The organism is Streptomyces sp. NPDC058662, assembly GCF_042716255.1.
In the GTDB taxonomy this organism is placed as follows: Bacteria; Actinomycetota; Actinomycetes; order Streptomycetales; family Streptomycetaceae; genus Streptomyces.
Genome location: NZ_JBHXRU010000009.1, coordinates 57175 through 70342, shown reverse-complemented (window position 1 = coordinate 70342; position 13168 = coordinate 57175). Strand labels below are relative to the sequence as shown.

The window sequence follows — 13168 nt, the reverse complement described above, 5'->3', positions numbered from 1 at the left end:
GGCCCCGCCGTGCCGGCCGCCTCCGCCTGCGTCGTGCCGGGTACCCCGTCCCCACCGAGCCACGTGCCCCGGACTCAGCCGTGTCGGGCGCCCCCGCTTCCGTCGTGCCGGACGCCCCTCAGGCCCAGTCGTGCCGCCCTCCGGGCTCTGCCGCGCCGGGGCTCCCGGCCCAGCTGTGCCGTGCCGCGCGCCCCCGGCCCAGCCGTGCCGCGCCCCGGACCCCGGCCCAGATGTGCCGTGCCGCGCGCTCCCGGCTCAGCCGTGTCACGCCCCGGACCCCGGTACCGCGCCCCGTCGCGCCGTGCCAATCGCCCCGGACGCGCAAGTCGATCGAAAGGTTCAGTTCAGACGCTCGCGGGCGGCCCCGGGTCAGGTGCGGATTGTCAGTTGCGGCAGGAGCTTCACGTGCTGCCGCGGGCCCGCCTCCCCGGCTCCGCCGGTATTCGTCAGGCGGTCCAGCAGGAGTCCGGCGGCCCGCGCACCCACCTCGTGCTTGGCCGGCGCCACCGCTGACAGCGGTACGTCGGCCATGCCCGCCACCTCGTCGTCGTAGGTGATGACCGCCAGGTCCTCGGGCACCCGTACGCCCCGTGCCTGCAGCCGCGGGATCAGCATGATCGCGTCGGTGTCGCTGTGGATGAGCGCGGCCGTCACCCCGCCCTTCGTCACCGCCTCGTACAGGTAGTCCAGGGTCCGCGCGAACGCGTCGGCGTCCGAGAGCGGGCCCGGCCCGGCCGGCGGCCAGGGTGGCGCGGGCTCCAACCCCAGCCCGGCGACGGCGGCCTCGTAACCCGTCCGCAGCCGCGCCGAGGTCGGGGTCGTACGGCTCGCGAGCGCGATGCGCCGGTGCCCGGATGCGGCGAGGTGCTGCACGGCCGCGGCCGCACCGTGCGCGTGGTCGGACGCGACCCGGTCCAGTGCCGCGGCGGGATGCCCCGGCGGCGCCCACCGCTCCACCAGGACCGTCGGAACCGGCAGATCCGCCGTCCAGGACCCCTCGCCGGGCCCGGACGGCGACCCGGCCTCCCAGTTCGGCGTGAGCAGCAGCCCGTGCGCCCCGGTGGACAGCAGCCGGTCCGCCTGCGTCCGGTCCTCACCCGTCAGGTAGCGCGTCAGACCCACGGTCAGGCGCGCGCCCCTCGCCTCAACCGCCTCGCGGGCCCCGCGTACGACGTCCGCGTAGTAGTACTCGGTGGTCGGGACCACCATCCCGATCACCAGGCCCTCGGCCGCACCGCCCGGCCCGCCCGCCGTCCGGCCCGACCTGCCGGGCGACCAGGCCCCCGCCGCCGTCCCCGCACCGGCGGCACCCGCACCCGTACCCGTACCCGCACCCGTACCCGCGCCGGACCCCGGCTCCGCCCTGCTGATCACCCCGTGCATCCGGTGGATCTCGCCCCGCGCGGCCATCGCCTCGACGTCCCGGCGCATGGTCACCGCAGAGATGCCCAGCTCCTGGGCCAGCTCCGCCACGCGCACCGTGCCCCGGGCCCGGACCAGGGCGAGTACCCGCGCCTGGCGCTGGTCTACGTGTGGTCTCACGATGTCCCCCTGCGTTCTGCGTTCTGCGTCCGCGCTCCGGTCCGCGCTCGGCGGTGCCGGTCGGTGACCGGTCGGTGCCAGTCGGTGCGGACCGCCCGGCCGCGCCCATGGACCGTACCGCCGCCCGGCGCCGCCTTCACCACCCATGTCGTCACCGCCATCATAGGGACCCGAACCGATCGATTCGATTGATAGCGATCAACTCCTCATTGACGGGGCGGGCGGCGCGTTCATATATTCGGCGCGTCCCGTACCCCAGGCAGCTCGACCTCTCGTGGGGAGTCAGCGCATGCTCACGCACGACCAGGACGGATTCCGACGCTCAGGCCGCCCCCACCGCATCGTCTCGGGAGCGCTGCACTACTTCCGGGTCCACCCGGAGCTGTGGGAGGACCGCCTCCGGCGGCTGCGCGCCCTGGGCGTGAACACCGTAGACACCTACGTCCCCTGGAACTTCCACGAGACAGCCCCCGGCAAGGCCGACTTCACCGGCTGGCGCGACCTCGCCCGCTTCCTGCGCACCGCCGAGGAACTCGGGCTCGACGCCATCGTCCGCCCCGGTCCGTACATCTGCGCCGAATGGGACTTCGGCGGCCTGCCCGCCCGCCTCCTCGCCGTCGACGGCCTCCACCTGCGCTGCTCCGACCCGCGCTTCCAGGCGGAGGTGGACGGCTGGTTCGACCTCGTCGTCCCGGAACTGCTGCCGCTGCTCGCGAGCCGCGGCGGGCCCGTGGTCGCCGTGCAGATCGAGAACGAGTACGGCTCGTACGGCAACGACACCCGCTACCGGGCGCACGTGGAGCGCGGCCTCGTCGAACGCGGCGTGGACTGCCTGCTGTTCACCGCGGACGGCCCCGAGGACGCCATGCTCCAGGGCGGCATGGTCCCCGGCCGGCTCGCCACCGCCACCTTCGGCGCCCGGCCCGCGGAACGCCTGGCCGCGCTGCGCGGCTACCAGCGGACCGGCCCGCTCGCCGCCATGGAGTTCTGGATCGGCTGGTTCGACCACTGGGGCGAGGACCACCACATACGCGCCGTCGACGACGCGGCCGCCTCCCTCGACGAACTCCTCGCCACCGGCGCCTCCGTCAACCTGTACATGGCCCACGGAGGCACCAACTTCGGTTTCTGGGCAGGCGCCAACCACACCGGCTCGCGCCCGGGAGAACCGGGCTACCAGCCCACCGTCACCAGCTACGACTACGACGCGCCCATCGGCGAGGCAGGCGAGCTCACCCCCAAGTTCCACGCCTTCCGCGAGGTCATGAGCAAGTACGTGGCGCTGCCCGACGAGCCGGCCCCCGCGCCGCTGCCCCGGATCGCCCCCGCCCTCGCCGAACCCGCCGGAACCGCCGAGCTGCTCACCGCCCTCGACCTCCTCGGCGGCCCGGCCGTGCACCGCCCCGCCCCCGAGTCCATGGAGCGGCTCGGCCAGAGCCACGGCCTGATCCACTACCGCACCACCATCACCGGCCCCCGCCCCGCCATGCCGGTCAGGATCGACGGCCTGGGCGACCGCGCGTACGCCTTCGCCGACGGTGTCCCGCTCGGCGTCCTCGACCGCAACGCCCCGGACGAGGGGCTCGACCTGCCGGTCGGCGCGTCCGGCGTGGTCCTCGACCTTCTCGTCAGGGCCCAGGGACGCGTCAACTACGGGCCGCTGCTCGACGACCGCAAGGGCATCTGGCGCGGCGTCCGCCACGGCCACCAGCAGCTCTTCGAGTGGGAGATCCGCCCGCTGCCGCTCGCCGACCTCACCGGCCTGGACTGGTCCGCGCCGGGCGCCGGCGCCCTCCCGCCGGGCCGCCCGGCCTTCCACCGCTTCACCCACCAGCTCCCGGACGGCCCGGCGGACGCCTTCCTCGACATGTCCGGCTGGGGTACCGGCCTGATCTGGCTGAACGGCTTCCTGCTCGGCCACTACGACACACCGCGCGGCCCGCAGCGGACCCTCTACGCGCCCGGGCCCCTGTGGCGGACCGCGGGGAACGAGATCATCGTCCTGGAACTGGACCGCCCCGGCACCGAACTGCCGCTGTGCGACCGGCCCGACCTCGGCCGCCCCGCGGTCGTCACCCTCCAGTGAGAGAAGCACGCAGGTGAAACGCACGAGCAGCCGTCTCGCGGACGGCCGCGAGATCCTCTACTACGACTCCGGTGACGGCGCGGCCCGCGCCTTCCCCGACACCCGCCCCCTCGACGCCTCCGCCACCGCCTCCGAGGTGCGCCGCGACCCGCTGCTGGGCGACGCGGTCGTGATCGCCTCGCACCGCCAGGCCCGCACCTACCACCCGCCCGCCGACGCCTGCCCGCTGTGCCCGTCCACCGACGGGCGGGCGAGCGAGGTCCCGGCCCCCGCGTACGAGGTCGCGGTGTTCGAGAACCGCTTCCCGTCCCTGGCGGGCGACACCGGCCGCTGCGAGGTCATCTGCTTCACGCCCGACCACGGGGCCTCCTTCGCCGACCTCGACGAGGAACGCGCCGCGCTGGTCCTGGCCGCCTGGACCGACCGCACCGCCGAACTCTCCCGCCGCGACGGAGTGCGCCAGGTCTACTGCTTCGAGAACCGGGGCGCCGACATCGGCGTCACCCTCGGGCACCCGCACGGCCAGATCTACGCCTTCCCCTTCATCACCCCGCGCACCACGCGGATGCTCGCCACCGTCGCCGCCCACCGCGAGAGGACCGGCAGCAACCTCTTCGACGAGGTCCTGGAAGGCGAGCGTGCCGACGGCGGCCGGGTCGTCCTCGAAGGCGCGCACTGGACCGCCTTCGTGCCCTACGCGGCGCGCTGGCCGTACGAGGTCCACCTCTACCCGAACCGGCGCGTCCCCGACCTGCCCGCACTGGGCGACGGCGCGCGCGAGGAGTTCCCCCGCCTGTACCTGGAGCTGCTGCGGCGCTTCGACCGGCTCTTCGACCGGCCGGATCCGACCCCGTACATCTCCGCCTGGCACCAGGCCCCGCTCGGCGAGGGCCGCGCGGACTTCGCGCTCCACCTCGAACTGTTCACGGTCCGCCGCACCGCCGACAAGCTGAAGTACCTCGCCGGCACCGAATCCGGCATGGAGGCCTACATGAACGACGTCCGGCCCGAGGACGCGGCCGCCCGGCTGCGCGCGGTGGCGAGCCGGTGAACCGTACGGCGCAGGGCTTCCGAGTGCTGTACGGACATCCGCCGGAAGGCGTCTGGGCGGCGCCGGGCCGGGTCAACCTGATCGGCGAGCACACCGACTACAACGACGGCTTCGTCCTGCCCTTCGCGCTCCCGCAGCGCACCGAGGTGGCCGCCGCCCGGCGCACCGACCGGATCCTCAGGGTCCACTCCGTCGGAACCGCTTCCGGCACGGTGAGCCGCGACCTCGCCGAGCTCGACCCCGTCCATCCGCCCCAGGGCCCCGACAGCTGGGCCGCCTACCCCGCGGGTGTCGCGTGGGCCCTGCTGGAGGCCGACGTCCCGATCGGGGGCGCCGACCTGTACATCCGGTCCGACGTGCCGGCCGGCGCCGGCCTGTCCTCCTCCGCCGCCCTGGAGGTCGCCACCGCACTGGCCCTCGACGACCTGTACGCACTCGGGCTCACCCGTACCGAACTGGCCGCCCTCGCCCGCCGCGCCGAGAACGCGTACGTCGGCGTGCCGTGCGGGGTCATGGACCAGATGGTCTCGGCGTGCGCGGTCGAGGGCCACGCCCTCCACCTGGACACCCGCACCCTCGCACAGCGGCACATCCCCTTCGACTGCGCCTCGGCGGGCCTGCGCCTGCTCGTCATCGACACCCGCGTCAAGCACTCCCTGGCCGACGGGGCCTACGCCGAACGCCGGGCCGCCTGCCACCGGGCGGCAGCAGCGCTCGGCGTGCCCTCCCTGCGCGACGTTCCGTACGGGGACCTGGAACGCGCGCTGGCGCGCCTCGACGACCCCGTCGGCCGCAAACGGGTGCGGCACGTCGTCACGGAGAACGAACGCGTCCGGCGGACCGGGGAACTGCTGCGCGCCGGTCGGCTGCGGGAGGCGGGCCCGCTGCTGACGGAGGGACACCTCTCGCTGCGCGACGACTACGAGGTCTCCTGCCCCGAACTGGACCTGGCCGTGTCGGCCGCCGGCGCGGCGGGGGCCCACGGCTCCCGGATGACCGGCGGCGGCTTCGGCGGCTCCGCGCTGTCCCTGATCGACGCGGACGCCGAACCGGCGGTGACGCGGGCGGTGACCGAAGCGTTCGTACGGGAGGGGTACGCGCCGCCCCGGGTCACGGCGGCGGCGCCGTCGGCCGGAGCCGCCCGCCTGCACTGAACCGGACGGTCGCGGCACGAGCGCCGCGGTCGGGGCCGGCCGCCGCGGTCAAGCCGGGGGTGCGGCCGTCAGGGCCGGGGTGCGGCCGTCAGGGACGGGTTGAGGCGCGCGAAGCCCTCCTGGCGCTCGTACGGGAAGTACGGGTACGGCGCGGGACGGTGGCTCGCCGCGTCGAGGCGGGCCACCTGCTCGGGCGTCAGCGCCCAGCCGACGGCGCCGATGTTCTGGCGCAGCTGCTCCTCGTCGCGCGCGCCGATGATGACGGAGGACACCGTGGGGCGCCGCAGCAGCCAGTTGAGGGCGACCTGCGGGACCGTCCGCCCCGTCTCCCCGGCGATCTCGTCGAGCGCGTCGACCACGTCGTACAGGTGCCCGTCCTCCATCGGCGGCCCGTAGTCGGCGGTCCGGTGCAGCCGGCTCCCGGGCGGCAGCGGCCGGCCGCGGCGCACCTTGCCCGTCAGCCGCCCCCACCCCAGGGGGCTCCAGACCAGCGCGCCGACACCCTGGTCGTGGCCGAGCGGCAGCAGCTCCCACTCGTAATCGCGTCCCACGAGCGAGTAGTACACCTGGTGGGCCACGTAGCGGGGGTACCCATGGCGGTCGGCGGCCGCGAGGGACTTCATCAGCTGCCAGCCGGCGAAGTTGGACGCGCCCACGTACCGGATCTTGCCGGAGCGCACCAACTGGTCGAGGGCGGACAGCACCTCCTCGACCGGGGTGGCGGCATCGAAGGCGTGGAGCTGGAACAGGTCGATGTGGTCGGTGCCGAGCCGGCGCAGGGCGTCCTCCGTGGCCCGGATCAGTCGGGAGCGGGAGGTGCCGGCCTCGTCGGGGCCGTCCCCCATGGGCAGCCCGGCCTTGGTGGAGAGCAGTACCCGGTCGCGTCGGCCCTTGACCGCCTGCCCCAGCACGCTCTCCGAGGCCCCCGCCGAGTACACGTCCGCGGTGTCGAAGAGGGTGATGCCCGCGTCCAGGCAGATGTCGACCAGTCGGCGTGCCTGACGGGCGTCCGTGTCGCCCCACGCGCCGAAGAGCGGGCCCTGGCCGCCGAACGTGCCGGCGCCGAAACTCAGCGCGGGAACCTTGAGACCGGACGCACCGAGCTGCCTGTACTCCATGACGACCCCTCCAGAGAGTATTAACGGGACTGCTGCCCCCTTAAGCTGTTCCCAACGTAACAGCCGCCGCGCGTTAATGGAACTGGAGTCCCGTTATGGAATCCGCCGAGGTACCCGTCGAGGTCGGGCCCGGAAGCGTCAGGCCCGGAGGCCGCACAGCACGCGTGCGCGCGGCGGTCCTGCTGGCGGCGGGGGACCTCCTGGCCGAGCACGGCTTCGACCGGCTGGACCTCGCGGATGTGGCCCGGCGCGCCGACGTGGGCCGGACGACGGTCTACCGGCGCTGGGGAACGGCAGCGGCCCTGGTCGCCGACCTGCTCGCGGACATGGCCGAGCAGTCGCTGCCGCGCACCGAGACGGGGTCGTTCGACGCGGACCTGCGCGCCAACGCGGACCTCGTGTGCCGTACGCTCGCGGACCCGCGCCAGGGGGCCCTGTTCAAAGCGGTGCTGGCCGCGGCCACGACCGACCCCGCGGCCGCCGAGGCCCTGCACCGCTTCTACGAGGTCCGCGTCGCCGAGTGGGCGCCCTGCGTCCGGCAGGCCGCGGACCGGGGGGAGATCCCGGCGGGCACGGACGCGGACGAGGTGATCCGCGCGGTGTCCGCGCCCCTCTACTACCGGCTCCTGACCACACCGGAGGCCCTGGACGACGCGGCGGCCGAGCGGGCGGCGAAGGCCGCCGCGGCCGCCGCGCGCGCGGGCGTCTTCGCCTGACGGGGGAGCGGGCTCCTTCCTCTCAGGACGCGACGGGGAGAGCGGGCCGCTCCCCCCGTCAGGACACGATGTCCTTGCGGGAGAAGCCCCGGAAGGCGAGGGCGAAGAGCACCACGGCGTAGGACACCGAGACCGCGGCGCCCTTGACCATCCCGCCCCACTCCAGGTGCGGCTGCAAGGCGTCCGCCCACGCGAACTGCCAGTGCGCCGGCAGGAACTCCCGCCACGACCCGAGGGCCGTCACCGCGTCCAGCACGTTGCCGACGATCGTCAGGCCGACGGCCCCGCCCACCGCGCCCAACGGCGCGTCCGTCCGCGTGGACAGCCAGAACGCCAGACCCGCCGTGACCAGCTGCGACACGAAGATGAAGGCGACCGCGAGGGCCAGCCTCGCCGGCGTGTCCCCGGCGGCGAGGGCTCCGCCCGCCGGGAGTTTCAGCGGACCCCACCCGTACGCGGCCGTGCCCGCCGCCAGTGCCACCACCGGCAGCAGCACCATCGCGGCCAGGCTGAACCCCAGCGCCACCACGAGCTTGCTCCACAGCAGGCGGGCCCGGGGGACGGGCGAGGCCAACAGGTAGCGCAGCGAGGACCAGCTGGCCTCCGATGCGACCGTGTCCCCGCAGAACAACGCCACGGGCACCACCAGCAGGAACCCGGCCGACACGAAGAGGCAGGTGGCGGCGAAGTTCGCGGCGGAGGCCGTGGCCGTGTCGATCAGCGTGATCCGGCCGCTCCCGCCGTCCGGACCGCCGTCCGGACCGCCGCCCACCGCGAACGCGATGATCATGACGAACGGCAGCGCGGCCAGCACCCCGCCCATCACCAGCGTCCGCCGCCGGCGCCACTGGCGCAGCGCTTCCACACGCAGCGGCAGCGTACGGCTCGCCCGGTAGCCCGGGGCCACCTCCTGCACGGCACTCATGCCGAACCTCCGATCAGGGTGAGGAACGCGTCCTCCAGCCGGCGGTGCGGCCCCACTCCGGTCACCGGCACCTCCAGCCGTACGAGTTCGGCGATCAGGCACGAGGCCGTCGCGCCTTCGAGGCGTACGAGCAGCCCGTCGTCGGCGGCCACCACGGAACCCACTCCTTCCAGCGCCGCCACCTTCTCGACGCTCACCTCGTCCACCGGCCCGGCCAGGGTCACCAGCAGGGTGTCGCCCCCGCCCGTGATCTCGGCGACCTCGCCCGCCTGCACCAGCCGGCCCCGGTCCATGACGACCAGGTGCGTGCAGGACTGCTCCACCTCCGACAGCAGGTGGCTGGAGACGATGACCGTCCGCCCTCCCGCCGCGTAGCGGATCATCACGTCCCGCATCTCGCGGATTTGCGGCGGGTCCAGACCGTTCGTCGGCTCGTCGAGGATCAGCAGGTCCGGCATCCCCAGCATGGCCTGCGCGATCGCGAGCCGCTGGCGCATGCCCTGCGAGTACGTGCGCACCGCGCGCTCCAGCGCGTCCCCGAGACCCGCGATCGCCAGCGCCTCCGCCATGTGCGAGTCCTCGGCGGGGCGGCCGGTGGCCTGCCAGTACAGCTCCAGGTTGGCGCGCCCCGTCAGGTGCGGCAGGAAGCCCGCCCCCTCGACGAAGGCCCCGACCCGCGAGAGGACGGGCGACCCGGCGCGCACCGCGTGCCCGAACACCCGGATCTCCCCGGCGTCCGGCGAGATCAGCCCCATCAGCATGCGCAGCGTGGTGGTCTTCCCGGCGCCGTTGGGCCCGAGCAGGCCCAGGACCTGGCCCTTCTCCACACGGAACGACAGGTCCCGCACCGCGTACCGGTCCTGCGCCTTCGCATACCGCTTCGTCAGTCCCGTGATCTCCAGCGGTACGTCGGCCAGGTCCGCCTCCGGCGCCGGCGCCCCGGCGCCGCGCGAGCGCGGGCGGCGGAGCCCGAGCAGGGCGGCGGCCAGCGCCGCCGCGCCCAGCGGCAGCCCCCAGGTCCAGGCGGGCAGGCCGGCCGTGGCCGTCCGCACCCCCGCCGCGACGGGGACGGCGAGGGGGCCCTGCGCCGACACGGTGTAGGTGGCGGGGGCGGCCGGGGTCGCGTAGCCGAGGTCGGTCGCGGCGACCACCAGCCGCAGCCGGTGCCCGGCCTCGACGGAGTGGTCGATCGCCGGGAGGGTGAGCCGCACGCGCGCGCCCTGGGCCGCGTTCTCCACCCGCACAGGGGCGACCAGCTGGCTCGGCAGCACTTGCTGGCGGCCGTCGGGGCCCACGTCGTAGACCTTCCCGAACAGTACGGCCGAGCCGTCCGCCGCCGTCGACCTCACATCGAGGGTGACGGTCGGCGTCCCGGTGATCCGTACGTCCTCGGCCAGCGGAGCCGACTCGAAGCGGGCGTGCTGCCCGGGGAAGTCCAGGGAGAACCCCGCTCCGAACGCGGCGAGCTGACCGCCGATCCCGGGCAGGGACGACAGGGCGGGCGGAGCGCCGCCCGCCGGATTGGCGAAGGTCTGCTCGCGGCCGGTCAGGGCGAACGCGCGCGGGTCCGACGTGAGCCCCGGGTAGTGCTCGCCGCGGGCTCCGCGCAGCTGCACCGCCCCGTCGGTGGAGTCGATGCCGCCGGACCGCGAGACGCGGAAGGCCGGCCCGGTGTCCGCGCTCTCGTCGTTCTTGAGGTAGCGGTCGAACCAGGACGTCACCCGGCCCTGGACCCGGGCGCTCTCCCGCATCCCGCCGTCGTGCCCGCCCGCCGCCCAGTCGACGGCCACGGGGGCGCCGTTCGCGGTGATGGCCCGGGCCATCGCGTCCGCCTGTCCGAGCGGGAAGAGGGAGTCGTCCTGGCCCTGGACCACGAGGGTCGGCACCTTGATCGAGGCGGCGACCGCCGAGGGGCTGCGCTGCTCCAGCAGGGCGCGCGCCTCGGCGTCGGGCTTGCCGGCCACCGCGACGCGCTCGTACATGGCGCACAGCTCGGGCTGGAAGCGGCCGCAGCCGGGCGCCGCGGCGTCCGGGACGGCGGCGCCGGGAGCGGCCGCCTCCGGTCCGGCCGGGGCGGAGGGCTGCGTACCGCCGGACTGCATGCCGTTGGGCTGCATACCCCCGGACTGCATACCGCCGGACGAACCGGTCGTGAAGAAGACGCCCGCCCACAGCTTCTTGAAGACCCCGTCGGGGAAGAGGGAGTCGGCGAGGTTCCAGTAGGTGATCTGCGGCGCGATCGCGTCGACGCGCCGGTCGTGTCCGGCGGCGAGCAGGGAGACCGCCCCGCCGTAGGAGGCGCCGGACACCCCGACGCGGGGGTCGCCGTCCGCGTCCAGCCGTACCTCCGGCCGGGCCGCCAGCCAGTCGATGAGCCGGGACACGTCCTTGACCTCGTACGCGGGGTCGTTCAGACCGATCCGGCCCCCGGAACGGCCGAAGCCGCGCGCCGACCAGGTCAGGACCGCGTAGCCGTCACGGGCCAGCTGTTCGGCCTGGGCGCGGACGTCGTCCTTGCTGCCGCCGAAGCCGTGGCCCAGGAGCACGGCCGGCCGCTTCGACGCGTCGCCGCTCCCGCGGTCCGCGGTGTAGTACGAGGTGTCGATGCCGGTACCGGCGCCGTCGGGGCCGGGCATGGTCACCACCTGGTCCCGGCGGTGTACGGCCGGTGCGTCGGCGGCGACGGCGGCGGCCGTCCACGTACCGCCTCCCGCGACGACGGCGAGCGCGGCGGCGCCCGCGAGCAGGCGGTCTCGGCGGCGCCGGGGCAGTCGGAGCTTCATAGGGGAAACCCTAGACGCCCCGTGCTCCGTGCCCGAGCGCCCGCGGGGGGATGTGCCCACCTCCGTGAGGACTACCCGCGCCGCGGGGCATACCGCGCCTGCGGTACACGGGATGCGGCCGCCGGATCGGGGTAACGGCGCGGAGAGCGCGGAATGCGGGACGCGACGTCGGGCGGGAGGATGGGCGCATGCTGCTGGCAGAGGTCGCGCGCGTGTCCCGGGAGGTCGCCGACACCTCCGCCCGGTCGAGGAAGACGGCCCTGCTCGCGGAGCTGTTCGCGGCGGCGCCGCCCGAGGAGGCCGGGCTGGTGATCTCCTATCTCGCCGGGCGCCTGCCCCAGGGCCGCCCGGGCATCGGCTGGCGCACCCTCGCCCAGGAGAGCGAACCGGCTCCCGGACCCACGCTGACCGTCCGCGCCGTCGACGCGGCGGTGACCGAGCTCGCCTCGGTGGCGGGCGCCGGAGCGCAGGCCGAGCGGAGCCGGATCGTCGGGGCTCTGCTGGGCGCGGCCACCGGCCCCGAGCAGGTCTTCCTGCGCAGTCTGCTGTCCGGCGAGGTGCGCCAGGGAGCGCTCGACGCGATCGCCCTGGACGGCGTGGCGGCCGCCGCCGCCGTGCCGGCCGCGGACCTGCGCCGGGCCGTGATGCTCGACGGTTCGCTGCCCCGCGTGGCGACGGCGGTCCTGGCTTCCGGGGCGGAGGCGCTCGGCGCCTTCACGCTCCGCGTGGGGCGGCCCGTGCACCCCATGCTGGCCAACAGCGCGAAGTCCGTGGGCGAGGCCCTGACCGCGCTCGGGTCCTGCGTCGTGGAGGAGAAACTCGACGGGATCCGGGTGCAGGTCCACCGCGAGGGGGACGACGTGAGGGTGTACACCCGCTCCCTGGACGAGATCACCGGCCGCCTGCCGGAGGTGGCCGAGCTGGTCCGCTCCTTCCCGGGCGAGCGCTTCATCCTGGACGGCGAGGTCGTCGGTACGACGCCGGACGGACGCCCCGTCCCCTTCCAGGAGGTCGCGAGCCGCGTCGGCTCCCGTACCGACGTCGAGGCCGCCCGGCGGGTGCTGCCCGTGGCCCCCTACTTCTTCGACGTCCTCGCGGTGGGGGAGGAGGTCCTGCTCGACCGGCCCGTCCAGGAGAGGTACGCGGCGCTCGCCGCCCTCGTGCCGCAGAGCGCCCGGGTCCGCCGGCTGGTCGTCGAGGACGCCGGCGCGCAGGCGGCCGAGGCCGAGGAGTTCTGGGCCGAGACCCTGCGCCGGGGCCACGAGGGGGTCATGGTCAAATCCCTCGACTCGCTCTACGCGGCGGGGCGGCGCGGCAAGCACTGGCTCAAGGTGAAGCCGGTCCACACCCTGGACCTGGTGGTGCTCGCCGCCGAGTGGGGCCACGGGCGCCGGACCGGCCTGCTGTCGAACCTGCACCTGGGCGCGCGGGCCGCCGACGGGGGCCACGCCATGCTCGGCAAGACCTTCAAGGGGCTCACCGACGAGATGCTGCGCTGGCAGACTGAGGCGCTGCGGGCGCTGGCCACCTCCGACGACGGGTTCACCGTACGGGTGCGCCCCGAACTGGTCGTGGAGATCGCCTACGACGGGTTGCAGCGCTCCACGCGCTACCCGGCCGGGGTCGCTCTGCGCTTCGCCCGCGTGCTGAGGCACCGCCCGGACAAGAGCGCGGCCGAGGCGGATACGGTGGAGACCGTCCTGGGCCAGGCCGAGCGGGGCGGGCCGAGCGAGGATACGGCCGACTGATTTTGCCTCAGAGGCAAGCTCGATTGCCAGGCAGGTAAGAATCTG

At 74.8% G+C, this 13168-nt stretch carries 9 protein-coding genes; 5 read left to right on the top strand and 4 right to left on the bottom strand.

Annotation, left to right across the window (positions count from 1 at the left end; translation table 11 throughout):
• Positions 1-369 precede the first annotated feature (369 nt).
• Positions 370-1542: a substrate-binding domain-containing protein gene (locus ACFWUQ_RS06155; protein ID WP_384533504.1), complete on the bottom strand. Its 1173-nt coding sequence runs from the start codon at positions 1540-1542 to the stop codon at positions 370-372.
• A gap of 289 nt (positions 1543-1831) precedes the next feature.
• Between ACFWUQ_RS06155 and ACFWUQ_RS06150 the strand changes: the two genes are divergently transcribed.
• Genes ACFWUQ_RS06150 through galK form a run of 3 tightly spaced genes read left to right on the top strand, consistent with a single transcriptional unit; the run spans position 1832 to position 5833 of the window.
• Positions 1832-3628: a beta-galactosidase family protein gene (locus ACFWUQ_RS06150; RefSeq protein ID WP_384533501.1), complete on the top strand. Its 1797-nt coding sequence runs from the start codon at positions 1832-1834 to the stop codon at positions 3626-3628.
• A 13-nt stretch (positions 3629-3641) separates the two neighbouring features.
• Positions 3642-4679: a galactose-1-phosphate uridylyltransferase gene (gene galT, locus ACFWUQ_RS06145; RefSeq protein ID WP_384533498.1), complete on the top strand. Its 1038-nt coding sequence runs from the start codon at positions 3642-3644 to the stop codon at positions 4677-4679.
• Positions 4676-5833 (top strand): galactokinase, encoded by a 1158-nt coding sequence (gene galK, locus ACFWUQ_RS06140; protein WP_384533495.1) that lies wholly within the window; start codon positions 4676-4678, stop codon positions 5831-5833. The genes galT and galK overlap by 4 nt, the downstream gene beginning before the upstream one ends.
• A gap of 68 nt (positions 5834-5901) precedes the next feature.
• Here galK and ACFWUQ_RS06135 read toward each other — a convergent pair whose 3' ends face one another.
• The gene (locus tag ACFWUQ_RS06135) at positions 5902-6951 is read right to left on the bottom strand and encodes an aldo/keto reductase (RefSeq protein WP_384533493.1); all 1050 of its coding nucleotides are present in this window, start codon (positions 6949-6951) and stop codon (positions 5902-5904) included.
• A gap of 95 nt (positions 6952-7046) precedes the next feature.
• Between ACFWUQ_RS06135 and ACFWUQ_RS06130 the strand changes: the two genes are divergently transcribed.
• A complete protein-coding gene (locus tag ACFWUQ_RS06130) occupies positions 7047-7667 on the top strand; it encodes a TetR/AcrR family transcriptional regulator (protein WP_384533490.1) in 621 nt (206 codons plus the stop codon).
• 58 nt (positions 7668-7725) lie between these two features.
• On the opposite strand, the gene ACFWUQ_RS06125 is transcribed toward ACFWUQ_RS06130, so the two are convergent.
• On the bottom strand, positions 7726-8592 hold the full coding sequence (locus ACFWUQ_RS06125) for an ABC transporter permease (RefSeq protein ID WP_384533487.1): 867 nt from the start codon (positions 8590-8592) through the stop codon (positions 7726-7728).
• The gene (locus ACFWUQ_RS06120) at positions 8589-11375 is read right to left on the bottom strand and encodes an alpha/beta fold hydrolase (RefSeq protein ID WP_384533484.1); all 2787 of its coding nucleotides are present in this window, start codon (positions 11373-11375) and stop codon (positions 8589-8591) included. Before ACFWUQ_RS06120 ends, ACFWUQ_RS06125 begins: the two co-directional genes overlap by 4 nt.
• Positions 11376-11563: 188 nt before the next feature.
• Between ACFWUQ_RS06120 and ACFWUQ_RS06115 the strand changes: the two genes are divergently transcribed.
• Positions 11564-13123 carry an ATP-dependent DNA ligase gene (locus tag ACFWUQ_RS06115; protein WP_384533482.1) on the top strand — a complete coding sequence of 520 codons (1560 nt, stop codon included), beginning with the start codon at positions 11564-11566 and terminating at the stop codon, positions 13121-13123.
• The last annotated feature ends 45 nt before the right edge of the window (positions 13124-13168 follow it).

Bases quoted from the DNA above. Each gene is read 5' to 3' on its own strand.
- ACFWUQ_RS06135 (WP_384533493.1), bottom strand. From the start codon at position 6,951: ATGGAGTACAGGCAGCTCGGTGCGTCCGGTCTCAAGGTTCCCGCGCTG.
- ACFWUQ_RS06130 (WP_384533490.1), top strand. From the start codon at position 7,047: ATGGAATCCGCCGAGGTACCCGTCGAGGTCGGGCCCGGAAGCGTCAGG.
- ACFWUQ_RS06150 (WP_384533501.1), top strand. From the start codon at position 1,832: ATGCTCACGCACGACCAGGACGGATTCCGACGCTCAGGCCGCCCCCAC.
- ACFWUQ_RS06125 (WP_384533487.1), bottom strand. From the start codon at position 8,592: ATGAGTGCCGTGCAGGAGGTGGCCCCGGGCTACCGGGCGAGCCGTACG.
- ACFWUQ_RS06120 (WP_384533484.1), bottom strand. From the start codon at position 11,375: ATGAAGCTCCGACTGCCCCGGCGCCGCCGAGACCGCCTGCTCGCGGGC.
- ACFWUQ_RS06115 (WP_384533482.1), top strand. From the start codon at position 11,564: ATGCTGCTGGCAGAGGTCGCGCGCGTGTCCCGGGAGGTCGCCGACACC.